This window comes from Pseudomonas sp. Y5-11 (assembly GCF_022368695.1).
GTDB classification, from domain to species: domain Bacteria; phylum Pseudomonadota; class Gammaproteobacteria; order Pseudomonadales; family Pseudomonadaceae; genus Aquipseudomonas; species Aquipseudomonas parakoreensis.
Genome location: NZ_CP058974.1, coordinates 3,128,007 through 3,153,798 on the forward strand (window position 1 = coordinate 3,128,007; position 25,792 = coordinate 3,153,798).

The 25,792-nt window shown below is 59.3% G+C and carries 19 protein-coding genes and 5 tRNA genes; 16 read left to right on the plus strand and 8 right to left on the minus strand.

The genetic code is table 11. The features are described from left to right. Positions 1-254: 254 nt before the first annotated feature. Positions 255-1,193, minus strand: coding sequence for a D-alanyl-D-alanine endopeptidase (gene pbpG / locus HXW87_RS13935; protein WP_041074112.1), 939 nt, complete (start codon positions 1,191-1,193; stop codon positions 255-257). Between the two features lie 229 nt (positions 1,194-1,422). After that, positions 1,423-2,277: a bifunctional methylenetetrahydrofolate dehydrogenase/methenyltetrahydrofolate cyclohydrolase FolD gene (folD, locus tag HXW87_RS13940; protein ID WP_041074114.1), complete on the minus strand. Its 855-nt coding sequence runs from the start codon at positions 2,275-2,277 to the stop codon at positions 1,423-1,425. Between the two features lie 275 nt (positions 2,278-2,552). Here folD and HXW87_RS13945 point away from each other — a divergent pair. The 12 genes from HXW87_RS13945 (at position 2,553) to HXW87_RS14000 (ending at position 13,230) form a co-directional block, all read left to right on the plus strand. Next, a tRNA-Arg gene (locus HXW87_RS13945) sits at positions 2,553-2,629 on the plus strand. A 32-nt stretch (positions 2,630-2,661) separates the two neighbouring features. Next, positions 2,662-2,737 (plus strand) — tRNA-His (locus HXW87_RS13950). Between the two features lie 66 nt (positions 2,738-2,803). Beyond that, positions 2,804-2,879, plus strand: a tRNA-His gene (locus HXW87_RS13955). Positions 2,880-2,936: 57 nt separating this feature from the next. After that, positions 2,937-3,021, plus strand: a tRNA-Leu gene (locus HXW87_RS13960). 76 nt (positions 3,022-3,097) lie between these two features. Further along, positions 3,098-3,173: transfer RNA gene (locus HXW87_RS13965), tRNA-His, on the plus strand. Positions 3,174-3,571: 398 nt separating this feature from the next. Then, on the plus strand, positions 3,572-4,882 hold the full coding sequence (tig, locus tag HXW87_RS13970) for a trigger factor (protein WP_041073914.1): 1,311 nt from the start codon (positions 3,572-3,574) through the stop codon (positions 4,880-4,882). A 92-nt stretch (positions 4,883-4,974) separates the two neighbouring features. After that, positions 4,975-5,610, plus strand: coding sequence for an ATP-dependent Clp endopeptidase proteolytic subunit ClpP (gene clpP / locus HXW87_RS13975; RefSeq protein WP_007951559.1), 636 nt, complete (start codon positions 4,975-4,977; stop codon positions 5,608-5,610). Between the two features lie 112 nt (positions 5,611-5,722). Beyond that, positions 5,723-7,006, plus strand: coding sequence for an ATP-dependent Clp protease ATP-binding subunit ClpX (gene clpX / locus HXW87_RS13980; protein ID WP_003223632.1), 1,284 nt, complete (start codon positions 5,723-5,725; stop codon positions 7,004-7,006). A gap of 163 nt (positions 7,007-7,169) precedes the next feature. Beyond that, positions 7,170-9,566: an endopeptidase La gene (lon, locus tag HXW87_RS13985; protein WP_003223634.1), complete on the plus strand. Its 2,397-nt coding sequence runs from the start codon at positions 7,170-7,172 to the stop codon at positions 9,564-9,566. 148 nt (positions 9,567-9,714) lie between these two features. Further along, positions 9,715-9,987, plus strand: a complete 273-nt coding sequence (locus HXW87_RS13990) for an HU family DNA-binding protein (protein WP_008077714.1) — start codon at positions 9,715-9,717, stop codon at positions 9,985-9,987. 236 nt (positions 9,988-10,223) lie between these two features. After that, the gene (locus HXW87_RS13995; RefSeq protein WP_047291588.1) at positions 10,224-12,095 is read left to right on the plus strand and encodes a SurA N-terminal domain-containing protein; all 1,872 of its coding nucleotides are present in this window, start codon (positions 10,224-10,226) and stop codon (positions 12,093-12,095) included. Positions 12,096-12,342: 247 nt separating this feature from the next. Then, positions 12,343-13,230 (plus strand): DUF2242 domain-containing protein, encoded by an 888-nt coding sequence (locus HXW87_RS14000; protein ID WP_041073907.1) that lies wholly within the window; start codon positions 12,343-12,345, stop codon positions 13,228-13,230. Positions 13,231-13,617: 387 nt separating this feature from the next. Here HXW87_RS14000 and HXW87_RS14005 read toward each other — a convergent pair whose 3' ends face one another. Further along, the gene (locus HXW87_RS14005; RefSeq protein WP_095666984.1) at positions 13,618-14,658 is read right to left on the minus strand and encodes an AraC family transcriptional regulator; all 1,041 of its coding nucleotides are present in this window, start codon (positions 14,656-14,658) and stop codon (positions 13,618-13,620) included. 3 nt (positions 14,659-14,661) lie between these two features. Next, the gene (locus tag HXW87_RS14010) at positions 14,662-15,792 is read right to left on the minus strand and encodes a nitrilase-related carbon-nitrogen hydrolase (protein WP_182401067.1); all 1,131 of its coding nucleotides are present in this window, start codon (positions 15,790-15,792) and stop codon (positions 14,662-14,664) included. A gap of 206 nt (positions 15,793-15,998) precedes the next feature. On the opposite strand from HXW87_RS14010, the gene HXW87_RS14015 reads away from it, so the two are divergent. Beyond that, positions 15,999-18,038 (plus strand): NADPH-dependent 2,4-dienoyl-CoA reductase, encoded by a 2,040-nt coding sequence (locus HXW87_RS14015; protein ID WP_239779092.1) that lies wholly within the window; start codon positions 15,999-16,001, stop codon positions 18,036-18,038. A gap of 225 nt (positions 18,039-18,263) precedes the next feature. Further along, entirely contained in the window at positions 18,264-19,187 is a 924-nt protein-coding gene (locus tag HXW87_RS14020; RefSeq protein ID WP_239779093.1) for a pyridoxal-phosphate dependent enzyme, read from the plus strand. Between the two features lie 159 nt (positions 19,188-19,346). Here the strand turns inward: HXW87_RS14020 and HXW87_RS14025 are convergent, their stop codons facing one another. From HXW87_RS14025 to HXW87_RS14035, 3 genes are all read right to left on the minus strand, one after another. After that, on the minus strand, positions 19,347-19,901 hold the full coding sequence (locus tag HXW87_RS14025; RefSeq protein ID WP_108182278.1) for a cytochrome b: 555 nt from the start codon (positions 19,899-19,901) through the stop codon (positions 19,347-19,349). A 193-nt stretch (positions 19,902-20,094) separates the two neighbouring features. Further along, positions 20,095-20,922, minus strand: a complete 828-nt coding sequence (gene phnX, locus HXW87_RS14030; RefSeq protein WP_047291602.1) for a phosphonoacetaldehyde hydrolase — start codon at positions 20,920-20,922, stop codon at positions 20,095-20,097. 145 nt (positions 20,923-21,067) lie between these two features. Then, positions 21,068-22,177 (minus strand): 2-aminoethylphosphonate--pyruvate transaminase, encoded by a 1,110-nt coding sequence (locus HXW87_RS14035; protein ID WP_182401074.1) that lies wholly within the window; start codon positions 22,175-22,177, stop codon positions 21,068-21,070. A gap of 113 nt (positions 22,178-22,290) precedes the next feature. Between HXW87_RS14035 and HXW87_RS14040 the strand changes: the two genes are divergently transcribed. Further along, positions 22,291-23,151: a LysR substrate-binding domain-containing protein gene (locus tag HXW87_RS14040; protein WP_121184715.1), complete on the plus strand. Its 861-nt coding sequence runs from the start codon at positions 22,291-22,293 to the stop codon at positions 23,149-23,151. Positions 23,152-23,298: 147 nt separating this feature from the next. On the opposite strand, the gene HXW87_RS14045 is transcribed toward HXW87_RS14040, so the two are convergent. Then, complete coding sequence (locus HXW87_RS14045) at positions 23,299-24,171, minus strand: LysR family transcriptional regulator (protein WP_182404251.1); 873 nt, start codon at positions 24,169-24,171, stop codon at positions 23,299-23,301. A 269-nt stretch (positions 24,172-24,440) separates the two neighbouring features. Between HXW87_RS14045 and HXW87_RS14050 the strand changes: the two genes are divergently transcribed. Next, the gene (locus HXW87_RS14050) at positions 24,441-25,766 is read left to right on the plus strand and encodes an MFS transporter (protein WP_047291611.1); all 1,326 of its coding nucleotides are present in this window, start codon (positions 24,441-24,443) and stop codon (positions 25,764-25,766) included. Positions 25,767-25,792 lie beyond the last annotated feature (26 nt).

Genomic DNA, 25,792 nt, shown 5'->3' on the forward strand with positions numbered 1-25,792 from the left:
GTATTTAACCACTGGCTGAATAACTCTGTGGCGAGGGAGCTTGCTCCCGCTGGACTGCGCAGCAGGCCTTTTCTTATTAAAAAAGAAGGTCCGCTACGCGCGCCAGCGGGAGCAAGCTCCCTCGCCACAGTTGGTCTTTCCGGTTACTTGGAGGCTTCGACCACGCCGCTCTGGCGCGCCNTTCTTATTAAAAAAGAAGGTCCGCTACGCGCGCCAGCGGGAGCAAGCTCCCTCGCCACAGTTGGTCTTTCCGGTTACTTGGAGGCTTCGACCACGCCGCTCTGGCGCGCCTTGAGGTTTTTCTCGGCCTTGTATTGTTGGGCCACTGCCGGAACGTTGGTGCTGCGTCCGGTTTCCATCCAGCTGCGGATACGGCTGGCATCGGCGAAGTGTGTGTACTTGCCGAATGCATCGAGAATCACCAGGGCAACCGGGCGGTTGCTCATCCGTGTCACCAGCACCAGGCAATGCCCTGCCGGGTTGGTGAAGCCGGTTTTAGTGATTTTGATGTCCCAGTCGGCCTTGTTCACCAAGTGATCGGTGTTGCGGAAACCCAGGGTGTAGTTGGGTTTGCGGAATGACACCGTTTTTTCCTTGGTGGTCGTCAGTTCAGTGAGGATCGGGTGCTTGCTCGCGGCCACCAACAGTTTGCTCAGATCGCGGGCGGTGGAAACGTTACGTTCCGACAAGCCGGTCGGTTCGACATAGTGGGTGTTGGTCATGCCCAGTGCCTTGGCCTTGGCATTCATCGCCGCGATGAATGCTGCATAACCGCCCGGGTAGTGATGCGCAAGGCTGGCGGCTGCACGGTTTTCCGAGGACATCAGGGCAATCAGCAACATTTCCCGGCGCGGCAGTTCGCTCTTCAGTTTGACTCTGGAAAACACGCCTTTCATTTCTGGCGTGTGGCTGATGTCGACGTCAATCCATTCGTCCATGTTCTGGTGCGCTTCAACGACCACCAGCCCGGTCATCAGCTTGCTGACCGACGCGATGGGTACGATCACGTCCGGGTTGCTCGAATAGATGACTTTATTGGTCTGCAAATCCATGAGCAGGGCGCTGCCGGAGGCGATCTTCAGTTGCGAAGCATCGCGTGGCGCAGCAGTGGTTTCAGCAGCGTTGACAGTTGGCGTGACGAATGTGCCTGAAAAAGCAAAAACCAGGCTCAGGATCGAAAGACGAATTTTCACGCGGGCGAACTCATAAAGGTTGGATATTCCGTTAGTTTGTAACGGGTTATTTCTTCAAAGCGTCGCATTCTAGGAGTATGGCTGAAGATCTGTCGATGGTTGTTTGAATGACCTGAAAATCTCGTGAAAAGGCCTGTAAAAAGAGGGGTTTCCGGCGAACGGTTAGTGTTTTTTCTCAGATACAACAAACCCCGCACAAAGCGGGGTTCATTTATTGCGGAAAAACCTCTCAGGCGTGCAGGGTTTCTGCCGCGTAGAGGGTGTTTTCCAGCAGGCAGGCGCGGGTCATCGGGCCAACACCGCCCGGCACCGGAGTGATCCAGCCGGCGCGGGGCAGAGCGGTTTCGTACACCACGTCACCGACCAGCTTGCCATCGTCCTGACGGTTGATGCCGACGTCGATCACGATCGCGCCTTCCTTGATCCACTCGCCCTTGACCAGGCCCGGCTTGCCGGCGGCGACCACCACCAGATCGGCGCGACCGACGTGGCCGGCCAGATCCTTGGTAAAGCGGTGGGTGACGGTCACGGTGCAACCGGCCAGCAGCAGTTCCATTGCCATCGGGCGACCGACGATGTTGGATGCACCCACCACTACCGCGTCCAGGCCATAAAGGTCCACACCCGTGCTTTCCAGCAAGGTCATGATGCCTTTCGGCGTGCACGGACGCAGCAGCGGGATGCGCTGGGCCAGGCGGCCGACGTTATAAGGATGAAAGCCATCGACGTCTTTGTCCGGGCGGATGCGCTCCAGCAATTTGGACGCGTCCAGATGCTCGGGCAGGGGCAATTGCAGCAGTACGCCGTCGATGGCCGGGTCGTCGTTGAGGCGATCGATCAGATCGGTCAGCGCTTCTTGAGTGGTGTCGGAGGGCAGGTCGTAGGCTTGAGAGAGGAAGCCTACCTCTTCACAGTCTTTACGCTTGTGCGAGACATAAACCTGAGAGGCAGGATCGCTGCCGACCAGGATCACCGCGAGGCCGGGAGTGCGCAGGCCTTGCTGGCGACGCTCGGCAACTCGTTGGGCGATCTGCTGGCGCAGGCTGGCGGCGATCGATTTGCCGTCGATTAGTTGTGCAGTCATTGCGCGTGATTAACCATCGAGAGGGGAAAAAAAGAGAACGCATTCTCGCATGTCAGACGGTGAGGGCAAAGGCGCTTGGTCAGCAAATTCCCCTAACTCCTTTAATTAAATGAATTTTTTTCAAAAAGGATTTGACGACCTTGGGAGCGCTCTATACTATTCGTCGCACTTGTCGGGCACAGCCTAGCACTGGTTAAGAAGGTTGAGCGGAATTAGCGTTCTGCGAAGCTGGAAAGCATTTAGTTTGTAGTCCTCCAAGAGTACAGATTAATAAGGCGCCCGTAGCTCAGCTGGATAGAGCATCCGCCTTCTAAGCGGATGGTCGCAGGTTCGAGTCCTGCCGGGTGCGCCATTAGGCAGCTTTGGCACAAGTAGCGCGATATGGTGGGCGTAGCTCAGTTGGTAGAGCACGGGATTGTGACTCCCGTTGTCGTGGGTTCGATCCCCATCGTCCACCCCATATTTCGAAAGGCGCCAGATNGCCGGGTGCGCCATTAGGCAGCTTTGGCACAAGTAGCGCGATATGGTGGGCGTAGCTCAGTTGGTAGAGCACGGGATTGTGACTCCCGTTGTCGTGGGTTCGATCCCCATCGTCCACCCCATATTTCGAAAGGCGCCAGATGTAACAGTCTGGCGCCTTTGCTTTAAAAGCTTCATCTGCGGATGTGGTGGAATTGGTAGACACACTGGATTTAGGTTCCAGCGCCGCGAGGCGTAAGAGTTCGAGTCTCTTCATCCGCACCAATTAAAGCTTCATTCTTGCCGCAGGCCTGATGAAGTTCAGCAAAGAAGTTGAATGGCTTTTTTGTGACGCAATATGGTGGGCGTAGCTCAGTTGGTAGAGCACGGGATTGTGACTCCCGTTGTCGTGGGTTCGATCCCCATCGTCCACCCCATATTTCGAAAGGCGCCAGATTTAACAGTCTGGCGCCTTTTTTGTTTTACGGTTTGTGGTTTGTTGCGCCGGGTTTCAGGTCGAAGGGCAGGGCGTTTCGTCGTGTTTACGGGCTTGCAGCCTGCGTGTCGACCACCGGCCATGTTCGCTGGATCGGCCGTCAGGGAGATGGCTCGCAGTCTCTTCTATATATAGAAGCGGTTGAAGCAGAGCCCTGGCGTGATGGTCTTTATTCGTCTTCGGGGTGGAATGCATTGCTGCATTCACACCTATAAATGGCCTGCTGTTTTTTTACCCGTTTTCAGTAGGGTGACTTCTTGAGTTTGACCCACTAGAATGCATGCCCTTGATTCTGGGGTCGGAAACGGCCGGCTAACGTCTGTGCAACGAGGAATATCCATGCAAGTTTCTGTTGAAAATACTACTGCTCTTGAGCGCCGCATGAGCGTCACCGTGCCGGCTGAGCGCATTGAGAGCCAGGTCAACAAGCGTCTGCAGCAGACTGCCCAAAAGGCCAAGATTGCTGGCTTCCGTCCAGGCAAAGTGCCAATGAGCGAAATCAAGCGCCGTTTCGGTGCTGACGCTCGTCAGGAAGCTGTTGGTGATGTCATCCAGTCCTCCTTCTATGAAGCCGTGGTTGAGCAGAAGCTGAACCCTGCCGGTTCGCCTTCGATCGAGCCGAAGTCGCTGGAAGCTGGCAAGGACCTGGAATACGTTGCCGTATTCGAAGTGTTCCCTGAGTTCACTGTTGCCGGTTTCGACGGCATCACTGTCGAGCGCCTGAGCGCTGACGTGGCTGACGCCGATCTGGACAAGATGCTGGACATCCTGCGCAAGCAGAACACCCGTTTTGAAGTGGCCGACCGCGCTGCCCAGAACGAAGACCAGCTGAACATCGATTTCGTTGGCAAGGTTGACGGCGAAGCATTCGCCGGCGGCTCCGCCAAAGGTACTCAGCTGGTGCTGGGTTCCGGTCGCATGATTCCGGGCTTCGAAGAAGGCCTGGTTGGCGCCAAGGCAGGCGAAGAGCGCGTTCTGAACCTGACCTTCCCTGAGGACTATCAGAACCTGGACCTGGCTGGCAAAACCGCCGAGTTCACCGTGACTGTCAACACCGTTTCCGAGCCGAAACTGCCAGAGCTGAACGAAGAATTCTTCGCTCAATTCGGCATCAAGGAAACCGGTCTGGAAGGCTTCCGCACCGAAGTTCGCAAGAACATGGAGCGTGAGCTGCGTCAGGCCATCAAGTCCAAGGTGAAAAATCAGGTAATGGACGGTCTGCTGGCCACCAACCCGATCGAAGTGCCAAAGGCTCTGCTGTCCAACGAAGTTGACCGTCTGCGCGTGCAGGCTGTTCAGCAGTTCGGCGGCAACATCAAGCCTGATCAACTGCCGGCCGAGCTGTTCGAAGAGCAAGCCAAGCGCCGTGTAGTGCTGGGTCTGATCGTGGCTGAAGTGGTCAAGCAGTTCGACCTGAAGCCTGACGAAGCCCGCGTTCGTGAAATGATTCAGGAAATGGCTTCGGCTTACCAGGAACCTGAGCAGGTCGTGTCCTGGTACTACAAGAACGAGCAGCAACTGAACGAAGTCCGTTCGGTTGTGCTGGAAGAACAAGTTGTGGATACTGTTCTGCAGAAAGCTAGCGTGACCGACAAATCGGTCTCTTACGAAGAAGCGGTCAAGCCGGTAGAAGCTCCAAAAGCCGACTGATTGTTTTTGCGTTAGGAAGTACACACATAAGCCAGCCTTCGAGCTGGCTTATGCGTATTCAAGACATAACTATTTGGGAGTGACTGCAGAGCATGTTCCGTAATTCGTATATTCAGCAGAACTCTGATATCCAGGCCGCCGGCGGCCTGGTCCCGATGGTTGTCGAGCAATCTGCTCGTGGCGAGCGCGCCTATGACATCTACTCGCGCCTTCTGAAGGAGCGCGTAATCTTTCTGGTGGGTCCTGTAGAGGACTACATGGCCAACCTGATCTGTGCGCAATTGCTGTTCCTTGAAGCGGAAAACCCGGACAAGGACATCCATCTCTATATCAACTCCCCGGGCGGTTCGGTGACAGCGGGCATGTCGATCTACGACACCATGCAGTTCATCAAGCCAAACGTATCGACGACGTGCATTGGTCAGGCGTGCAGCATGGGTGCATTCCTGCTGACGGCCGGTGCTCCAGGCAAGCGTTTCTGCCTGCCGAACTCGCGTGTGATGATTCACCAGCCGCTGGGCGGTTTCCAGGGTCAGGCCTCGGATATCGAAATCCATGCCAAGGAAATCCTCTTCATCCGCGAGCGTCTGAACACGCTGATGGCCAAGCACAGCGGTCGTACGCTTGAAGAAATCGAGCGCGATACCAACCGCGACAACTTCATGAGTGCAGAAGCTGCGAAGGAATACGGTCTGATCGACGAAGTCATCAACCAGCGTCCTGCGTAAAATAAGCAGCTCAAAATAAGGTGGGTCGGCAGGTCCGACCACCAGCGGGCTTGAAAAAGCCCGCAATAGCCTTCATCTTGTGTTGCAAGCCTATCGGATTTGGATCGAACGAATGACTGACACCCGCAACGGCGAGGACAACGGCAAGCTGCTCTATTGCTCCTTCTGTGGCAAAAGCCAGCATGAAGTACGCAAATTGATTGCCGGCCCCTCGGTCTTTATCTGCGACGAGTGCGTCGACTTGTGCAATGACATCATCCGCGAGGAGGTGCAGGAAGCACAGGCCGAAAGCAGCGCGCATAAATTGCCTTCGCCTAAAGAAATCAGCGGCATCCTTGACCAGTATGTCATCGGTCAGGAGCGTGCGAAAAAGGTTCTGGCCGTAGCGGTGTACAACCACTACAAGCGTCTGAACCAGCGTGACAAGAAGGCTGACGACGTCGAACTCGGCAAGAGCAACATCCTGCTGATCGGCCCGACAGGCTCCGGTAAAACCCTGCTGGCCGAAACGCTGGCCCGCCTGCTGAACGTTCCGTTCACCATCGCCGACGCCACCACCCTCACCGAGGCTGGCTACGTAGGTGAAGATGTCGAGAACATCATTCAGAAACTGCTGCAAAAGTGCGATTACGACGTGGAAAAGGCCCAGATGGGCATTGTCTACATCGACGAAATCGACAAGATTTCCCGCAAGTCCGACAATCCGTCGATCACCCGCGATGTTTCCGGTGAAGGCGTGCAACAGGCCTTGCTCAAGTTGATCGAAGGCACGGTCGCTTCCGTCCCGCCGCAAGGTGGCCGCAAGCATCCGCAGCAGGAATTCCTGCAGGTCGACACCCGTAACATCCTGTTCATCTGCGGTGGTGCGTTCTCCGGTCTGGAAAAGGTTATTCAAAACCGTTCCACCAAGGGCGGCATCGGGTTCAACGCAGAAGTGCGCAGCAAGGAAGAAGGCAAGAAAGTCGGTGAATCCCTGCGTGAAGTCGAGCCTGACGATCTGGTCAAGTTCGGTCTGATCCCGGAATTCGTCGGTCGTCTGCCGGTTCTTGCGACACTGGACGAACTCGACGAGGCTGCGCTGATGCAGATCCTCACCGAGCCGAAAAATGCTCTGACCAAGCAGTATGCCAAGCTGTTCGAGATGGAAGGCGTGGATCTGGAGTTCCGGACCGACGCACTGAAATCGGTTGCCAAGCGAGCTCTGGAGCGTAAAACCGGTGCCCGTGGCCTGCGGTCGATTCTTGAGGGTGTGCTGCTCGACACGATGTACGAAATCCCTTCGCAGTCCGAAGTGAGCAAAGTCGTCATCGATGAAAGCGTGATTGAAGGCAAGTCCAAGCCACTGTATATCTACGAAAACAGTGAGCCGACGGCCAAGGCAGCGCCGGACGCGTAAGCGTCCACACTGCCGGAACAAAGAAGGGGCCTTCGGGCCTCTTTTTTTTTATGGCGTTTTTTACATCCGCTTTGCGCTTGTTTTTTTTCAAGGCAGCCCCCATCTTGGTTTCAAGCTTAATTCCATCTGATTACGGCCATATGGCCGCCGTAGAGGCGAAATCATGAAGACAACCATCGAATTGCCTCTCCTGCCATTGCGTGATGTCGTGGTTTATCCGCACATGGTTATCCCGCTGTTCGTGGGGCGCGAGAAATCCATCGAAGCCCTCGAGGCCGCGATGACGGGCGACAAGCAGATCCTGCTGCTGGCCCAGAGAAACCCGGCTGACGATGATCCCGGTGAAGACGCTCTCTATCGCGTAGGTACGATTGCAACGGTGCTGCAGCTGCTGAAGCTGCCAGACGGCACCGTCAAGGTTCTGGTCGAAGGTGAGCAGCGCGGCGCTGTAGAGCGCTTCAGCGAAGTCGACGGGCATTGCCGCGCCGAAGTTTCGCTGATCGACGAAGTCGACGCCGCCGAGCGCGAATCCGAAGTGTTCGTGCGCAGCCTGCTGTCGCAGTTCGAGCAATATGTGCAGTTGGGCAAGAAAGTCCCGGCTGAAGTCCTGTCGTCGCTCAACAGCATTGATGAGCCTGGCCGCCTGGTTGACACCATGGCCGCGCACATGGCGCTGAAAATCGAGCAGAAGCAGGAAATCCTCGAAATCATCGATTTGTCGGCCCGCGTCGAGCACGTGCTCGCCTTGCTGGATGCCGAGATCGATCTGCTGCAAGTCGAAAAACGCATTCGCGGCCGCGTCAAAAAGCAAATGGAGCGCAGCCAGCGCGAGTATTACCTGAATGAGCAGATGAAGGCCATTCAGAAAGAGCTGGGTGACGGTGACGAAGGTCACAACGAAATCGAAGAGCTGAAAAAGCGCATCGATGCGGCCGGCCTGCCGAAGGATGCCCTGGCCAAAGCCACTGCCGAGCTGAACAAGCTCAAGCAGATGTCGCCGATGTCCGCTGAAGCCACCGTGGTGCGCTCCTACATCGACTGGCTGGTGCAGGTGCCGTGGAAGGCGCAGAGCAAGGTACGCCTCGACCTGGCGCGTGCGGAAGACATTCTCGATGCCGATCATTACGGCCTTGAAGAGGTCAAGGAACGCATCCTTGAATACCTCGCCGTGCAAAAACGTGTGAAGAAGATCCGTGGCCCGGTGTTGTGCCTGGTCGGTCCGCCTGGCGTGGGTAAAACCTCGCTGGCGGAGTCGATTGCTCACGCCACCAACCGCAAATTCGTGCGCATGGCCTTGGGTGGCGTGCGTGACGAGGCGGAAATTCGTGGTCACCGTCGAACCTACATCGGTTCGATGCCAGGAAGATTGATTCAAAAGATGACAAAAGTGGGCGTGCGCAACCCGCTGTTCCTGCTCGATGAAATCGACAAGATGGGCAGCGACATGCGCGGCGACCCGGCGTCGGCATTGCTGGAAGTGCTCGATCCGGAGCAGAACCACAACTTCAACGATCACTACCTGGAAGTCGATTACGACCTGTCGGATGTGATGTTCCTGTGCACCTCGAACTCGATGAACATCCCGCCAGCACTGCTGGATCGAATGGAAGTCATTCGTCTGCCGGGTTACACCGAAGACGAAAAGATCAACATCGCCGTCAAGTACCTGTCGCCGAAACAGATCGCCGCCAACGGTCTGAAGAAGGGTGAGCTGGAGTTCGACGAGGAAGCGATCCGCGACATCATCCGTTACTACACCCGGGAAGCCGGTGTGCGTGGCCTCGAGCGTCAGATTGCCAAGGTCTGCCGCAAGGCTGTGAAAGAGCATGCGCTGGAAAAACGCTTCTCGGTAAAAGTGACAGCTGATCTGCTGGAGCATTTCCTGGGTGTGCGTAAATTCCGCTACGGTCTGGCCGAGCAGCAGGATCAGATCGGACAGGTAACTGGCCTGGCGTGGACGCAGGTGGGCGGCGAATTGCTGACCATCGAAGCGGCTGTGGTTCCGGGCAAAGGTCAACTGATCAAGACCGGTTCGTTGGGTGATGTAATGGTCGAATCGATCACTGCAGCCCTGACCGTTGTGCGCAGCCGTGCCAAGAGCCTGGGCATTCCGCTGGACTTCCACGAGAAGCGCGATACCCACATTCACATGCCGGAAGGCGCGACGCCGAAAGACGGTCCAAGCGCAGGTGTCGGCATGTGCACGGCGTTGGTATCGGCATTGACCGGGATTCCGGTACGCGCCGATGTCGCCATGACTGGCGAAATCACCCTGCGTGGCCAAGTGCTGGCAATCGGTGGTCTGAAGGAAAAACTGCTTGCCGCTCACCGCGGTGGAATCAAGATCGTGATTATTCCGGAAGAGAACGTGCGCGATCTGAAGGAGATTCCTGACAATATCAAGCAGGATCTGCAGATTAAACCGGTTAAATGGATTGACGAGGTCCTGCAAATTGCGCTGCAATACGCGCCGGAGCCCTTGCCGGATGTGGCTCCGGAGATAGTTTCCAAGGACGAAAAACGTGAGTCTGATTCAAAGGAAAGAATTAGCACGCATTAATACGTTTTTGCCTGGGGGGCTTCCTTGACAGCTTTTTAGAGCCCTTGTTATAAAGCGGCTCTTAAGTGTCTGTAGGCCATTCAGCACTCGTTTTTGCTTTCACCAAAAAACTTAGAATCATCTCAAAATAGATATAAGGGGACTTAGAGTGAACAAGTCGGAACTGATTGATGCTATCGCTGCATCCGCTGATATCCCGAAAGCTGCTGCTGGCCGTGCGCTGGACGCTGTTATCGAATCCGTCACTGGCGCTCTGAAGGCCGGCGACTCCGTTGTTCTGGTTGGTTTCGGCACTTTCTCCGTGACTGATCGTCCAGCTCGCGTTGGTCGTAACCCACAGACCGGCAAGACGCTGCAAATCGCGGCTGCTAAAAAGCCAGGTTTCAAAGCCGGTAAAGCACTGAAAGAAGCTGTTAACTAAGTTAGTTTGTTTCAGGTTTTTACCCATCCGGGTCGGGGTCATGCCTGACTTGGCAGCGGAGCGGTAGAGCAGGTCGCTGGAACAGCTGCCTGTAACGCCGGGATCGAGGGTTCGAGCCCTGTCCGCTCCGCCAGTTACGAGAAGGCGCATCCTCGGATGCGCCTTTCTTCTATCCGGATTCTACCCACGCTCCACGGTTGCCAAATTTTTGAAGTTCAACCGTTTCTGGGGGACGCATGCTGCAGAATATCAGGGACAATTCACAAGGCTGGATTGCCAAGACCATTATCGGGGTCATCGTTGCACTGATGGCTCTGACCGGTTTCGACGCTATTTTCAAGGCCACGACGCACACCAACGATGCGGCCAAGGTCAATGGTGAAGAAATCAGCCAGAACGAGCTGAGCCAGGCCGTTGACATGCAACGCCGTCAGCTGATGCAACAGCTGGGCAAGGATTTCGATGCATCCTTGCTTGACGAAAAAATGCTCCGCGAATCGGCCCTCAAGGGTCTGATCGATCGCAAGCTGCTGTTGCAAGGCGCAGAACAATCGAAATTCGCTTTCTCCGAAGGTGCACTGGATCAGGTGATCCTGCAGACCCCTGAATTCCAGGTGGACGGCAAGTTCAGCTCCGAGCGCTTTGATCAGGTGATCCGTCAACTGGGCTATACCCGCATGCAATTCCGCCAGATGCTGGCTCAGGAAATGCTGATCGGTCAGTTACGTGCCGGTGTTGCCGGCAGCGGTTTCGTCACCGACGCTGAAGTGCTGGCATTCGCCCGTCTGGAAAAGCAGACCCGCGATTTCGCTTCGCTGAACGTCAAGGCCGATCCGGCCGCGGTCAAGCTGACCGACGATGAGGTCAAGGCTTATTACGACGAGCACGCCAAGGAGTTCATGACCCCCGAGCAGGTGGTTGTCGATTACGTCGAGCTGAAGAAGTCTTCGTTCTTCGACCAGGTTGCGGTCAAGGACGAAGACCTGCAGGCGGCGTATCAGAAAGAGATCGCCAACCTGTCGGAACAGCGCCGCGCCGCGCATATCCTGATCGAAGTCAACGACAAGACCACCGACGCTCAGGCCAAGGCCAAGATCGAAGAAGTCCAGGCGCGTCTGGCCAAGGGCGAGAAATTCGAAGCGCTGGCCAAGGAGTTCTCGCAGGATCCGGGCTCGGCCAACAATGGCGGTGATCTCGGTTTCGCCGGTCCTGGCGTCTATGACCCAGCCTTCGAAAAAGCCCTGTACGCGTTGAACAAGGACCAGGTGTCCGAGCCGGTGCGTACCGACTTCGGTTACCACCTGATCAAGCTGCTGGGTGTTGAAGCGCCAGAAGTTCCGACCCTGGCCAGCCTGAAAGACAAGCTGACCCGCGAGCTGAAGACTCAACAGGTCGAGCAGCGTTTTGTCGAGGCGACCAAGCAACTGGAAGACTCGGCGTTCGAAGCGTCTGACCTGGCCCAGCCAGCGGCAGATCTGAAACTGACTGTGCACACTTCCAAGCCGTTCGGCCGTGAAGGTGGCGAAGGCATTGCGGCCAACCGTGCTGTGGTGAGCGCTGCATTCAGCCAGGAAGTGCTGGAAGAAAACGCCAACAGCACCGGCATCGAGCTGGACCCGGAAACCGTGGTCGTGCTGCGTGCCAAGGAACACCTGAAGCCTGAGCAGTTGCCTCTGGAAGCCGTCAACACGGCGATCCGCGCGCAGTTGACCAAAGAGCATGCCAGTGCTGCGGCCAAGACCAAGGCCGACCAGCTGATCGCCAGTCTGCGCGATGGCAAGACTCCGCTGGACAAGGCTGTCGAGGGTCAGAACTGGAAGGTTGTCACGGCGGCCACTCGTGCTCAGGAAGGGGTTGATCCGACTGTGCTGCAGGCGTTATTCCGTATGCCGAAACCGGCGGCCAAGGGCAAGCCGACGTTCAGCAGCGTGACCTTGCAGGACGGTAGCCTGATGATCGTGCGCCTGGACGGTGTGAATGAAGCAGTAGCGCCGACTGATGAAGAGAAGGCGCAGTACCGTCGCTTCCTTGCTTCGCGTGAAGGTCAGCAGGATTTCGCGGCGTTCCGTAAGCAGTTGGAGAGTCAGGCGGATATCAAGCGCTATTGATGTTTGACTGAGTGGTAACAGGAAAGCCCCGATCTGATGATCGGGGCTTTTTTATGCTTGGGATTTGGCCGGTTCCGTTGCTTCGGGTGTGGCGGCTGGCCGTTTTGCCCTTGCGGCGAGTGGCTGCGACTTTTTCCGGCAAACCATGGTCAATAGGGTTGTAACGGCTTTAAGACACAATCCATGCGCCGCAGGGCCAAGTTCTGTTGCACAATACGCCCCGGACTGTTTTCCCTCAGGATGTTCAATGTTGATTTCAACTCCCATGCGTGTCGTTGGGTTGGCGCTGTTGTTGACCGCTGTTGCTGGCTGTTCGAAGGACAAGCCGATCTATGAGCATGAGAACTTCGATGATTCCGGCACGTTCTCGCGCAATTATCCGGTGGCTGACACCGCGAGCTGCGAAGCGGCCCGTCGTGCGTTGCTCAGCCAGGGCTATATCATCACCAGCAGTGACCCGAAACTGATCAGTGGCCACAAAAGCTTCCAGCAAACCGGTGAAACCCACATGGAGATCAGCTTCAACGTGGTGTGTACCGAAGACGGCAGTTCCAAACACCATGCCACGGTGTTCGCCAATGCCTTGCAGGATCGCTACGCGTTGAAGAAGACCAACAACTCCGCCAGCCTCGGGGTCGGCGTGTTGGGTTCGGTGTCGATGCCGATCGGCTCGTCCGATGATTCGATGGTCAAGGTGGCCAGTGAGACCGTGACGTCGCAGAAGTTCTACGAGCGTTTCTTCACCCTGGTTGAGCTGTTCCTGCCAGCCGATGCGAAGAAAGCCGCGCACATCGAAGAAAAACCCAAGACTGATCTGGGTGTTCCGGAGCCGAAGCCTGCGGCTGTAGCGCCGACAACACCTGCCCCGGCAGTCGAGACAGCGCCAGCGCCACCGCCAGCCGGCATTGTCGAGCCAGCCCAGACCATGACGCCGGCCACTCCGGCGGTGACGCCTGCGCCGGCCACGGTTGCACCGACGCCAGCGGGTTCCGAACCCGTGGTGCCGCCTGCGGAATCCGCGCCGATCACCCCGGCACCGAGTGCAGATCCTGCACCGGCTGCCGAAACGATCACGCCGCCGGCCAATCCGACCAATATCCCGCCGCCATCAGAGCCGATTCCGGCGATGCAGTGAGCCGCGCGGGGCTCTGCTGTGGGAGCGGGCGTGCTCGCGAAGGCGAAATGTCAGTCAATGCAAATATCGACTGATACTCCACCTTCGCGAGCAGGCCCGCTCCCACATTTGTTTTGTGGCGCACTCAAATCCCGTTACATTCCCCGGACAAAATTCCAGCGATAAATTCCTGACCACCTGCTACGTTTTATTCATGAAGGCGGGATGTCACTTTCCCTTCATACGGGCACGATACGCTCGAGGCACTGGTCACTTGACCGGGCTGTTTTTTTAGCGGGCAGTAGGGGGATGAGACGATGGACGATTATCAAGAAGAACTGCTCGAATATCAGGCGTATGAACTCGATCAGCCAGAACCGGCCGAAGACGCCACCGAGTTGTAAGGCGTCAGGCGGTTTTGCGGTGACTGCGGCGAAACTCGCCGGGGGTCTGGCCGCTCCAGCGCTTGAAGGCGCGTTGAAACGCCTCGGCTGAAGCAAAGCCCAGCAGATAGGCGATCTCGCCGAACGCCAGTTCGGTATCGCGGATGTAGGTCATTGCCAGGTCGCGGCGGGTGTCGTTGAGTATGGCGCGAAACTGTGTGCCTTCCTCGGCCAGTTTGCGCCGCAAGGTCCAGGTCGGCAGCTTCAGGCGCGCCGCCACTTCTTCCAGATCGGGTTCCCGGCCACCATTGAGCAACGGCCCCAACAACTGTGTGATGCGTTCGCGCAGGCTGCGGGTGCGGGTCAATTGCTCCAGTTCCCGTTCACACAACGCAAGCAAGTGTTTCCAGGTGCTCGGGCAGTGTTCCGGGTTGCGCAGAGCGAGGCTGGCGAGGCTCAAGCGCAGTTGATTGCGTTCGGCGCCAAACTGGATCGGGCAATCGCCCAGCACGCTATAGGCGTCGCGATAGTCCGGCTCGTCAAATTCGATGTCGATGCGCTCGGCGCGCAACGGCTCGCGGCTGACGCTGGACAGCTGATGCAGCCAGCCGGCAATGATCGAATCCACCACAAAGCGGTTATAGGCGTTGTACGGGCTGATCGAGTAGAAGCGCAGCCACGCGCCATGGGCATCCTCGTGAAAGCTCGACTGTCCGCGATAGTTGGAACCGTACAGCGGCTCGAAGCGGATCAGGCAACGGGCCGCTTCGCGCACGGTCGGTGCCTGTGCGGCGGTGACCCCGGCGAGCCCGGCCTGACTCAAGCGGCTGAGCTGGCCCATGCGCAGACCCAACGCCGAATCGCCAGTCAACTGAATCGCGCTGTGCCCCAGCCGCATGTAGCGCGGGATCGACAGCCGCGCACCGGCTTCGGCCAGTCGCGCCGCGTCCAGGCCGTATTGTTCGAGCAGTGGTTGCGGCTCGACGCCATGGCTGCGCACGGCATCGGCCAGGCTGTGCACGAAACCTACCGACAGATCCCCAAGGCGCATCGGCAGCGGTTTCATGGCTTACAACCAGATGTTCAGCAGACGTGCGCCGCGGGCTTCGCCATCGGCGAATTGCTGGCCGTTGCTGCTGAGGAAACTTTGCCCCGAGCCGGGCTTGTCCCAGAACTGCCCACGCAGGAACACGCTCATGCCGGCGATCGCACGGCTGCTCGGCGGCTGTGCGGTGAGCGTCAGGCGATGCCAGGCCTGACCTTCACTGATTTCCCCGGGCTTGAGGCTGACCGAACCCGGTGTACTTGAACCCTTATAACCGGCCCACGGCTGATTCCACGCACCGTGACCCACGACGAAGGCCGGCACCGCTACCAGTTGCGCGCCTTGCTCGTCGAGTTGGCGATAGTTGTCCGGGTACCAGCTGTCGCTGCCGATCAGCACGCCCAGGCGTCCGGCCGGCGTGTCGACCACGTTGATCGCGTGGGCGTCTTCGCCCTCGATCACATCGCGCTGTTCGAAGATCGGGTGCATTTGCCGCTGGGGCTGGCCCAGCGGTACACCATCACGGCCAAACACCACACTGCTGTTGAACAGCGCGCCGCTACCGGGCTTGAGCTGGCCATCACGAATGCTGGGTTCGGGCAGGATGATGGAGCCGGCCACCAGCGTCACGCGGAATTCCTTGGCCAGCCCACCAAACAGTGCCTGGTAATCCTTGGCCATGGCTTTGGACTTCATCCGCAAGTGCGCGTCGTCGAGGCGATTGTCGCCCTTGGCAGTAAGCCAGGCGCGGGCGAAGAGCAACGGATTGCTCGCCGCCAGCCAGTTCATCGCTTCGACCAGGGTCGGCGCCTGGTACAGCTCGTCTTTCTCGCCGCTGATCATCAGCCAGGTACCGATATGCTCGGGCAGCACCACCACGGTTTTTTCATTCAGCAGGCCCTGATCCTGCGCTTGCTGCAAATAGGCCGCGAGTTTGCGGTGCAGGCGCTCCGGGCTTTGGTAGTCGGTGGGGAACAGTTCCGGCTGGATACCCAGCAAGTTGCCACGGTCGCCAGGCGTGCCCTGATCGACCGCCAGTTTGATGCGCAGGTCCGACAGGTAATGTCCCGCCGGCCGGTCCGCCGCCCACATGGCGTAGGTGGTCAGGGCGGCAACGATGGCCATGGAGAAAAACAGGTACAGAAGTTTGCGCATGAAAACCAACAACAACCGGATACAGGGTGTGGCGACTAGGGTAGGGCGCATGCCTGCGCTTGCCAAGGGGCGCTGCGCATTTGGATCAATAAGTTGTCAGTTTCGGTCATTGAGTGACAGCAGTGCGACTCTTAGTCTGTCGAACATGACTGACGGGGGACGCAGAGCTCCCGCAATTTCCGTGATCGCTCGTTGTGGAGTTACCGATGACCGCCGCTCATTACCCGCACCTGTTGGCCCCGTTGGACCTGGGATTCACCACGCTGCGCAACCGCACCCTGATGGGCTCGATGCACACTGGCCTTGAAGAAAAACCGGGTGGCTTCGAACGCATGGCGGCGTACTTCGCCGAACGTGCTCGTGGCGGCGTCGGCCTGATGGTCACCGGCGGTATCGGCCCGAACGACGAGGGTGGCGTGTACTCCGGCGCAGCCAAGCTGACCACCGAGGAAGAAGCGCTCAAGCACCGCATCGTCACCCGCGCGGTGCACGAGGCTGGCGGCAAGATCTGCATGCAGATCCTCCACGCCGGGCGCTATGCCTACAGTCCGAAACAGGTTGCACCAAGCGCGATTCAGGCGCCGATCAACCCGTTCAAGCCCAAAGAACTGGACGAGGACGGCATCGAGAAACAGATCAGCGATTTCGTCACCTGCTCGGTACTGGCGCAGACCGCCGAGTACGATGGCGTGGAAATCATGGGCTCGGAAGGTTACTTCATTAACCAGTTCCTCGCCGCGCACACCAACCACCGCACCGACCGCTGGGGTGGCAGCTACGAAAACCGTATGCGCCTGCCGGTGGAAATCGTTCGTCGTGTACGTGAAGCGGTCGGCCCGAACTTCATCATCATCTTCCGTTTGTCGATGCTCGATCTGGTCGAGGGCGGCAGCACCTGGGATGAGATCGTGACCCTGGCCAAAGCCATCGAGCAGGCTGGCGCAACCCTCATCAACACCGGCATCGGCTGGCACGAAGCGCGGATCCCGACCATCGCCACCAAGGTGCCGCGCGCGGCGTTCAGCAAGGTCACCGCCAAACTGCGCGGGTCGGTGAACATTCCGCTGATCACCACCAACCGCATCAACACCCCGGAAATCGCCGAGCAGATCCTCGCTGAAGGCGATGCCGACATGGTCTCGATGGCGCGGCCGTTCCTCGCCGATCCTGACTTCGTCAACAAGGCTGCAGAAGGCCGCGCCGACGAAATCAACACCTGCATCGGTTGCAACCAGGCGTGCCTCGACCACACCTTTGGCGGCAAGCTCACCAGTTGCCTGGTCAACCCGCGTGCCTGCCATGAAACCGAGCTCAACTATCTGCCGGTACAGCAGATCAAGAAGATCGCGGTGGTCGGTGCCGGCCCTGCCGGTCTGTCCGCTGCAACCGTGGCCGCCGAGCGCGGACATCAGGTGACGTTGTTCGATTCGGCCAGCGAAATTGGCGGCCAGTTCAACATCGCCAAACGGGTGCCGGGCAAGGAAGAGTTCTTCGAAACCCTGCGTTACTTCAAGCGCAAGTTGCAGACGACGAATGTCGAGGTGTGCCTGAACACCCGCGTCGACGTGGCGAAACTTGTTGAAGGCGGTTACGACGAAATCATCCTCTCCACCGGCATCGCGCCGCGAGTGCCGGCAATTCCTGGCGTCGAAAACGCCAAGGTGCTGAGTTACCTGGACGTGATTCTTGAGCGCAAACCGGTGGGCAAGCGCGTGGCGGTGATCGGCGCGGGCGGCATCGGTTTCGATGTCTCGGAATTCCTTGTGCACCAAGGCGTGGCCACCAGTCTGGATCGCACCGCGTTCTGGAAAGAGTGGGGCATCGACACGAACCTGCAAGCGCGCGGTGGCGTGGCCGGGATCAAGGCCGCGCCGCACGCTCCGGCTCGTGAAGTGTTCCTGTTGCAGCGCAAGAAATCCAAGGTCGGTGATGGTCTGGGTAAAACCACCGGCTGGATTCACCGCACCGGTCTGAAGAACAAGCAGGTGCAGATGCTCAACAGCGTCGAATACCTGAAGATCGACGACGAAGGCCTGCACATCCGCATCGGCGAAACCGGCGAGCCGCAAGTGCTGGCGGTGGACAACATCGTGATTTGCGCCGGCCAGGATCCACTGCGCGATCTGCAGGAAGGTCTGGTCGCGGCGGGGCAGAACGTGCACTTGATCGGTGGTGCCGATGTGGCAGCGGAGCTGGATGCCAAGCGCGCGATCAATCAGGGGTCGCGTCTGGCCGCTGAGCTCTAAGTTACGCCGCTTAACCTGTGGGAGCGAGCTTGCTCGCGAAGGCGTGGTGTCAGTCGACATATATATTGGCTGACACTCCGCTTTCGCGAGCAAGCTCGCTCCCACAGTGTTTGTGTTGTTCACTGATTCGGTGAGCACCATCGAACCAATGCAGGCGTGAGCCTGCTCGCGAAGGCTGCTTATCAGCGACTAGAATGCCGGCTCTACTAGAATGATCAGTCGCCCATGCTTCTTCCTCCCGCCCACTGGTTGCCCCAAGCTCCCCTCCAAATGCTTGAACTCGACTGGCTCACCCGCGCCGGAATCGAGGTCGCGATCCTGCGTCTGGACCAGATCGACCCGCTGATCAGCGGCAACAAATGGTTCAAACTCGTCGAGCATCTCAAGGCCGCCGACCGCGCCGGCGCGCAGGGCGTCATCAGCCTCGGTGGTGCGCATTCCAATCATCTGCATGCGCTCGCGGCGGCGGGCAAGCGTCTTGGCTTCGAAACGGTTGGCCTGTTGCGCGGCCATCCACAGCAAACGCCGACGGTCAGCGATCTGCAAGCGTTCGGCATGCAGCTGCACTGGCTCGGTTACGGCGGCTATCGGGCGCGGCATGAGCCGGGGTTCTGGGAGCCGTGGCGGGCGCAGTATCCAGATTTTCAGGCGGTGCCGGAGGGCGGTGGCGGATTGGCGGGCGCATTGGGCTGCAAGGTGTTGAAGGAGCAGGTAATCGCGCAACTGGGCAACCTGGGCTGGAGCAATTATCACGGCTGGTGGCTGGCCTGCGGCACCGGGACGACGCTGGCAGGGCTGGTGCTCGCCGAGGCCGGTGCGCATCCCGTGTATGGCGCACTGGCGGTGCCCGAGGATCATGGCGTGGCGCCGCAGGTGGCGGCGATTATGCAGGAGGCAGGTGTCGCTGCTGCCGACTACGAGCTGCTCGACGCCAGTCGCGGCGGCTTCGCCAAGGTTGATGCGCAGCTACTTGCATTAATCGAGAGCATTGAACGCTGTAGCGGCGTTGCGCTGGAGCCGCTATACACCGGCAAGGCGTTGCTGGCGCTCAAGGAGCGGATCGAGGCGGGCGGATTCGCGTCAGGTACACGGTTGATCTTCGTGCACACGGGTGGGTTGCAAGGGCGGCGAGGATTCACCACAGGATGAATGAGTAACCCTGTGGTGAGGGGATTTATCCCCGATGGGCTGCGCAGCGGCCCCTCATTGAGCACGCATTGAGTCTGATCCACCGCGTGCACAGGTTTTGGGGCCGCTTCGCAGCCCATCGGGGATGAATCCCCTCACTACAATGGTCAAAACCGGGCCTCAGCGTGGCGCGCGCTTGGGCATCATCCGCAACAAGGTGTTATCACCCACCACATAATGGTGATACAGCCCCGCCAGCGCGTGCAGGCCGATCAGCCAATAGCCGATGTTGCCGATCAGTACGTGCCAGTGCTCCACCTGTTTGGCCAGTGCCTTGTCTTCGTGGACCAGCAGCGGCAGATCGAAGCCGTAGAACATCACCTGGTGCCCCTCGGCGCTGGTGATCAGCCAGCCGAGGATCGGCATGCTGATCATGAACAGGTACAACAGCCAGTGCATCACCCGCGCCAGCAGGGTTTGCCACTGCGGCGAGGCCGGGAAGATTTTTGGTGCCGGGCCGATGCTGCGGGCGACCAGGCGAAACCACACCAGCACGAACACGGTCAGGCCGAGCATGTAATGCACTTCGCGAATCAGCGACCGGCCGCCGCTGCCCTTGGGAAAGATCCCGCGCAACTCCATGCTGGCATAGACCAGGATCAACAGGATCAGCATCAGCCAGTGCAGCAGCACGGACACGGTGCTGTAGCGCGATTCGGAACTTGTCCACGGCATACGGTGTTTCCTCACAGATCAGAGTCGCCACGTGCCGTTCTTGTGCGACGGCATGCTTTAACTGTAATCCGCTTTGGCGGATTTGCCTGAGGCTGATCGGAGTTTCAAAGCGCTGACTCAAGGCCGCAGCCATAAAAAAACGCCAGTGTCGCGAAGACCCTGGCGTTTTTTGTTGTTTTGACAAAAGAAGTAATCAGCTCGATTGCGGCATCTCGCCGTTGGCCAGGCGCTTGTTGATGTCGGCAATCACTTCCGGCAGGTCGCTGATGGTGTCGATCATGTAGTGCGGACGGGAACCGGCGAACAATGCGTGGATGCGTTTGCGTTCGCTGGCCAGTTCGTCGCTGCCCAGCGCACGGTAGCCGGCGTAGTCCAGGCCCAGCGCGTTGCCCGAACAGATCAGCGCGACAGTCCACATCCCGGCGCGACGACCTTCGAGAATGCCCGGCACGGTGTCGTCGATCTTCACGCAGGCCGCGACGTCATCGATACCCAGCGCAATCACGTTGGCCAGCGCCTGAGCCGGCCATGGACGGCCATTTGGCACTTCGTCGGTGGCGACCACATGGTCGGCAACGTAGCCGTTGGTGGCGGCCAGCGCCACGACCTTGTCCATCACCTGTTTCGGGTAACCGGAGCAGGAACCGATCTTGATCCCTTGCTGACGCAGGTGGGCGATGGTTTCCAGTGCGCCGGGAATCAGCGCCGAGTGTTCGGCGATCTTTTCGATCTGCAGCGGCATGAAGCGGTTGTAGATGGCGGTCACGTCATCGTCGGTCGGGGTGCGGCCGAATGCTTTGCGATAGCGCTCGGCGACCTGCGGTTGATCGCACAAGGTGCGGATGTGGTCCCATTTGCCCATGCCCATCGGGCCACGGGCTTCGTCGATGGACACCTGAACGTCGAACTCGGCGAAGGCTTCGACGAAGATCTGCGTTGGCGCGAACGAGCCGAAATCGACCACGGTGCCGGCCCAGTCGAGGATCGCGGCTTGCAGTTTGCTTGGGTTTACGTAGTTCATGGCAATCAGTTCCTGAGTTGGCAATGCAATTCAAAACTGTGGGAGCGAGCCTGCTCGCGAAGGCGTCGTGTCAGTCGACATCAATGTTGAATGTGTGACCGTTTTCGCGAGCAGGCTCGCTCCCACAGGGGATTTCTGGTGTGGGTTAGATTTCTAAGACTTCCATTTCGCGCAGCACTTCGCCCACTGCCGCCACGGCCTGGCGCATTTCATCCGGACTGACGTGGCCGATGCAGCCGACGCGGAAGGTTTCCACCTGGGTCAGCTTGCCGGGGTAGAGGATGTAACCCTTGGCCTTGACCCGTTCGTAGAAGTCCTTGAACTGGTAGCGCGGGTCTCGCGGGGCATGGAAGGTGGCGATGATCGGCGCCTGGATCGCCGCCGGCAGGAAGCTGCGCAGGCCGAGTTTGCCCATCTCGTCCATCAGTGCCTGACAGTTGGCGGCGTAGCGCGCATGGCGAGCGGGCAGGCCACCTTCTTCGTTGTATTGCAGCAACGCTTCGTGCAGCGCCGCGACCACGTGGGTCGGCGGGGTGAAGCGCCATTGACCGGTCTTCTGCATATAGGTGTGCTGGTCATACAGGTCCATCGCCAGCGAGTGCGAGTTGCCAGCGGCTGCGGCCAGCGATTCCTTGCGGGCGAACACAAAACCCATCCCCGGCACGCCTTCCAGGCACTTGCCCGAGGCGGCGATCAGCGCATCGAACGGGACTTTTTGCGCGTCCACCGGCAGCGCACCGAACGAGCTCATGGCATCGATGATCAGGCGCTTGCCGTGCTGCTGCACGACGTCAGCGATTTCCGGCAGCGGGTTGAGGATGCCGGTGCTGGTTTCGCAGTGGATCAGCGCGACATGGGTGATGTCGCCATCGGCGCGCAGCAGGCGGTCGACGTCGGCTGCGGTGGTCGGTTCGTCTTCGGCGGTTTCGAAGGTGCTGAACGAGCGGCCGAGCACTTCGCAGATTTTCGCCAGACGCTTGCCGTAGGCGCCGTTGATCAGCACCAGTACCTTGCCGTCACGTGGCACCAGGGTGCCGATGGCGGCTTCGACGGCAAAGGTGCCGCTGCCCTGCAATGGCACGCAATGGTGAGTGGCGGCGCCGTTGAGGATCGCCAGCAATTGCTCGCAGAGGCTGGCGGTCAGTTGATTGAAGCGGTCATCCCATGACCCCCAGTCGACCAGCATTGCCTGGCGGGTGCGGGCCGAGGTGGTCAACGGGCCGGGAGTGAGCAGGATGGGTGCGGCAGTACTCATTCGTGTGTCCTCGCGATAGCGCTGTGGGATGAAGCTACGGGGCATACGTTGCAATTCGCCGAGTCATCAATCAAATTGTTTGTTGTTATGCCAGCCATCAGTGAGGGTTATTCATGAATCTGTTCCAGCTGCGCGCTTTCGACGCTGTGGCCCGGGAAGGCAGCTTCACCCGCGCCGCCGCGCGCCTGTTCATCAGCCAGCCAGCGGTGACCGGGCACATCAAGGCGCTGGAGGAGCATTACCAGATCACCTTGTTGCGCCGTACCGCGCGCCGGGTCGAGCTGACCGAGGAGGGCACCAAACTGGCGGCGATCACCCGCGCCATGTTCGGCCTGGCCGAAGAAGCGCAGACCCTGCTCGAGGCCAATCGTCAGTTGCTCACCGGGCGTCTGGAAGTGGCGGCGGACGGTCCGCACATGGTCATGCCGATGCTTGCCAGCCTGCGCGCGCGGTATCCGGGGATCACGGTGAATCTGCGTCTGGGCAATGCCCAGGAAACCCTTGCCGCGCTGTTATCGGAACACGCGGACGTGGCGGTGCTGACCGAGGTCGAACCGCGCAAGGGCCTGCATCTGCAAGCCTTGAGCGAATCGCGGATCTGCGCGCTGGTGCCCGCCGGGCATGCGTGGGCGCAGCGTAGCGGCGAGGTGCGGCTCAAGGAGCTGGATCAGGTGATCATGGTGTTGCGCGAGCCGAGTTCGATCACCCGGCGCACCTTCGATCAGGCGTGTGCGCAGGCGGCGGTCAATCCAAGGGTGCTGCTGGAACTCGACAGCCGTGAGGCGGTAACTGAAGCGGTGGCGGCGGAACTGGGGGTGGGCGTGGTGTCGTCGGTGGAGGTCAGTCATGACCCGCGGGTGGTAGCGCTGCCGATTGTCGGGGACGGTCTGGTGAACCGGCACATGATCGGCTGCATGGAGCGGCGGCGGGAGTTGCGCCTGATTCAGGCGTTCTTCGCTCTGGCGCCGGCCTGATACACTGCGTTATGGCCCTTCGCGAGCAGGTATTGCGCCATGCCCATAACTCCCTGTAGGAGCTGCCGCAGGCTGCGATCTTTTGATCTTGTTTTTAAAAGCAAAATCAAAAGATCGCAGCCTGCGGCAGCTCCTACAGGAGGTGGGTCAGGTCAGGCTCTCGCGCACCATATCGAGAAACGTTGCCACCACCCGCCGCGAACTCTGCTCGCGCAAGCACACCAGGGTCTCGGTCAATCGCCGGGTGCAGTCGGTAATCGGCAACGCACACACCCGCGAATCCGCGCCGAACTCCGCCGCCGAAACAACCCCCACACCAATTCCCACCACCACCGCCTCGCGCGCCGCTTCCCGGCCTTCGACCTGAATCGCCGGACGGATGCGAAACCCGGCGCCGGCCATTTCTTCTTCCAGGGTCTGCCGGGTCACCGAGCCGTGCTCGCGCAGCACCAGCGGCGTGTCATCCAGATCCGCCAGGCAGATCGACTCACGCTCGGCCCACGGATGATGGCGCGAAACGAACGCCACCATTGGATCATTGCGCAGCGGCACGCACAGCAAACGTTCATCGCTGACATCACGCCCAAGCAGCGCCAGATCGGCCTGATAGTTGAACAGGCGAAACAGCGACTCATCGGTGTTGCCGGTCTCGATCTTCACGCTGATCCCCGGGTAGCGCTCGCAGAACCGCGCAATCAGCGGCAGCACGTGTACCGGGGCATCCACCGCCAGAATCAGGCTGCCGGTCTGCAACGCCTGGGATTCCTGCAGCAGCTCCTGGGCTTCAGCCTCAATCACAAACAGCCGCTGGGTGATCGCCAGCAAGCGCTCGCCCAGATCGGTGAGGCGCACCGAACGCTTGTTGCGATGAAACAGCAACACACCGAAGCGCTCCTCCAGTTTGCGCACTTGGTCGGAAATCGCCGGTTGCGTCAGAAAAAGCCGTTCGGCCGCTTTAGTAAAGCTTCCGTGTACAGCCACGGCGTGAAAGGCTTTGAGCTGGGCGTGGGACACCGACATATAGCCTCCATCAACAAGCTGAGCTTATGTGTGAAATACGATAAATCGATTTTATTTATTAAACAGTAATTGCTTTGATCCGCTCACGCCAGCGCTGACTGCCCGCTCGGGCAGCAACGCCGGCGATGAGCCTGTGCGTGCAATAACAGGACTCATCTGACCGCTATCGCCATAGGGACGGGGCGCTGGCGCAGTGCTCAACAATAAAAAACACAGGCGTTTACTTAACGATTCTGCCGGCACACTCACACCCTGAGGTCAGAACCACAATGAACAAGCACATCGGCACCCTTGCGCGTTGGCGCATGCAGATTTTCGCTATCACCTGGCTCGCGTACGCCGCTTTCTACTTCACCCGCAAAGCGTTTTCCGTGGCCAAACTGGGCATCGCGGAAGACCCGACCTTCATGCTCGACAAGATGGCCATGGCCAACCTTGATGCGATCTATCTGGCGGCCTACGCCATCGGCCAATTCACCTGGGGCATGCTCGCCGACCGCTTCGGCCCAAGGGTCGTGGTGCTCGGCGGGCTGTTGATCTCCGCCGCGGCGGCGTTAGTGATGGGCAGTTTTGCCACGCTACCGATCTTCGCCACTTGCATGCTGATTCAGGGCCTGGCGCAGTCCACCGGCTGGTCGGGATTGTGCAAGAACCTCGGCAGTTTCTTCCCGGCGCAGCAGCGCGGGCGGGTGCTCGGATTGTGGAGCTCCTGCTATGCGTTTGGCGGTCTGGTGGCCTCGCCGTTTGCCGGCTGGTGGGCGTATACGCTGATCGGCACCTGGCACGCAGCGTTCATATCCAGCGCCGCGGTAGTCGCGGCGGTGGCGCTGCTGTTCTTCATTTTTCAGCGCAACAAACCGGAAGACGTCGGCCTGCCGGCCGTGGAGCCGGAGCCGGAACTGAGCGCTGAAGAAACCGAGGCCAACAGCAAGCTCAGCGTCTGGGAGCCGTTGAAGGAAATCCTGCGCAACCGCACGGTGCTGGTGCTGGGTCTGGCGTACTTCATGTTGAAACCGGCGCGTTACGCGATTCTGTTGTGGGGGCCAGTGATTGTCTTCGAGCAGATGCCGAGTGTCGGCAAGGTCGGCGCGGCGATCATTCCCACCTCGTTTGAACTGGCCGGTCTGCTCGGGCCGATCATGATTGGCCTGGCCTCGGACAAGCTGTTCGGCGCCCGGCGCATGCCGGCCTGTGTCCTCAGCCTACTGGCGCTGACCGTGACCCTGGCGTTGTTCATGGGCGCGTTGCACACCGGCAGCGTGATGCTGGTGGTGGCGCTGCTGTTTGTCATGGGACTTACCCTGTACGGACCGGATTCGATGATCAGCGGCGCGGCGGCGATTGACTTCGGCAAGGCCAAGGCCGGTGCCACCGCGGCCGGTTTCGTCAACGGTTGTGGCTCGGTTGGCGCGGTGCTCGGCGGATTGCTGCCGGGTTACTTCGATTCGGTGACGGTGTTCATCGTCTTCGCCGGCTGCGCCTTGTTTTCGGCGCTGGTGCTGATTCCGCACTGGAACAGCCGCCCGGTCGGAGTGATGGAACCGCGCGCGTCTGTGCCCAATTGCCCGCTGACCATCAAACCCCTGCGTAACTGAAAACCCTCGCCTCGCGGCCTGCTGCG

What these genes read in the sequence shown, in the direction of transcription:
- HXW87_RS14005 (WP_095666984.1), bottom strand. Translation starts at nt 14,658, where the DNA reads ATGAAACCGCTGCCGATGCGCCTTGGGGATCTGTCGGTAGGTTTCGTG.
- lon (WP_003223634.1), top strand. Translation starts at nt 7,170, where the DNA reads ATGAAGACAACCATCGAATTGCCTCTCCTGCCATTGCGTGATGTCGTG.
- folD (WP_041074114.1), bottom strand. Translation starts at nt 2,277, where the DNA reads ATGACTGCACAACTAATCGACGGCAAATCGATCGCCGCCAGCCTGCGC.
- phnX (WP_047291602.1), bottom strand. Translation starts at nt 20,922, where the DNA reads ATGAACTACGTAAACCCAAGCAAACTGCAAGCCGCGATCCTCGACTGG.
- HXW87_RS14010 (WP_182401067.1), bottom strand. Translation starts at nt 15,792, where the DNA reads ATGCGCAAACTTCTGTACCTGTTTTTCTCCATGGCCATCGTTGCCGCC.
- HXW87_RS14050 (WP_047291611.1), top strand. Translation starts at nt 24,441, where the DNA reads ATGAACAAGCACATCGGCACCCTTGCGCGTTGGCGCATGCAGATTTTC.
- clpP (WP_007951559.1), top strand. Translation starts at nt 4,975, where the DNA reads ATGTTCCGTAATTCGTATATTCAGCAGAACTCTGATATCCAGGCCGCC.
- HXW87_RS14025 (WP_108182278.1), bottom strand. Translation starts at nt 19,901, where the DNA reads ATGCCGTGGACAAGTTCCGAATCGCGCTACAGCACCGTGTCCGTGCTG.
- HXW87_RS14015 (WP_239779092.1), top strand. Translation starts at nt 15,999, where the DNA reads ATGACCGCCGCTCATTACCCGCACCTGTTGGCCCCGTTGGACCTGGGA.
- HXW87_RS14020 (WP_239779093.1), top strand. Translation starts at nt 18,264, where the DNA reads ATGCTTCTTCCTCCCGCCCACTGGTTGCCCCAAGCTCCCCTCCAAATG.
- HXW87_RS14000 (WP_041073907.1), top strand. Translation starts at nt 12,343, where the DNA reads ATGTTGATTTCAACTCCCATGCGTGTCGTTGGGTTGGCGCTGTTGTTG.
- HXW87_RS13995 (WP_047291588.1), top strand. Translation starts at nt 10,224, where the DNA reads ATGCTGCAGAATATCAGGGACAATTCACAAGGCTGGATTGCCAAGACC.
- clpX (WP_003223632.1), top strand. Translation starts at nt 5,723, where the DNA reads ATGACTGACACCCGCAACGGCGAGGACAACGGCAAGCTGCTCTATTGC.
- HXW87_RS14045 (WP_182404251.1), bottom strand. Translation starts at nt 24,171, where the DNA reads ATGTCGGTGTCCCACGCCCAGCTCAAAGCCTTTCACGCCGTGGCTGTA.
- HXW87_RS14035 (WP_182401074.1), bottom strand. Translation starts at nt 22,177, where the DNA reads ATGAGTACTGCCGCACCCATCCTGCTCACTCCCGGCCCGTTGACCACC.
- HXW87_RS14040 (WP_121184715.1), top strand. Translation starts at nt 22,291, where the DNA reads ATGAATCTGTTCCAGCTGCGCGCTTTCGACGCTGTGGCCCGGGAAGGC.
- tig (WP_041073914.1), top strand. Translation starts at nt 3,572, where the DNA reads ATGCAAGTTTCTGTTGAAAATACTACTGCTCTTGAGCGCCGCATGAGC.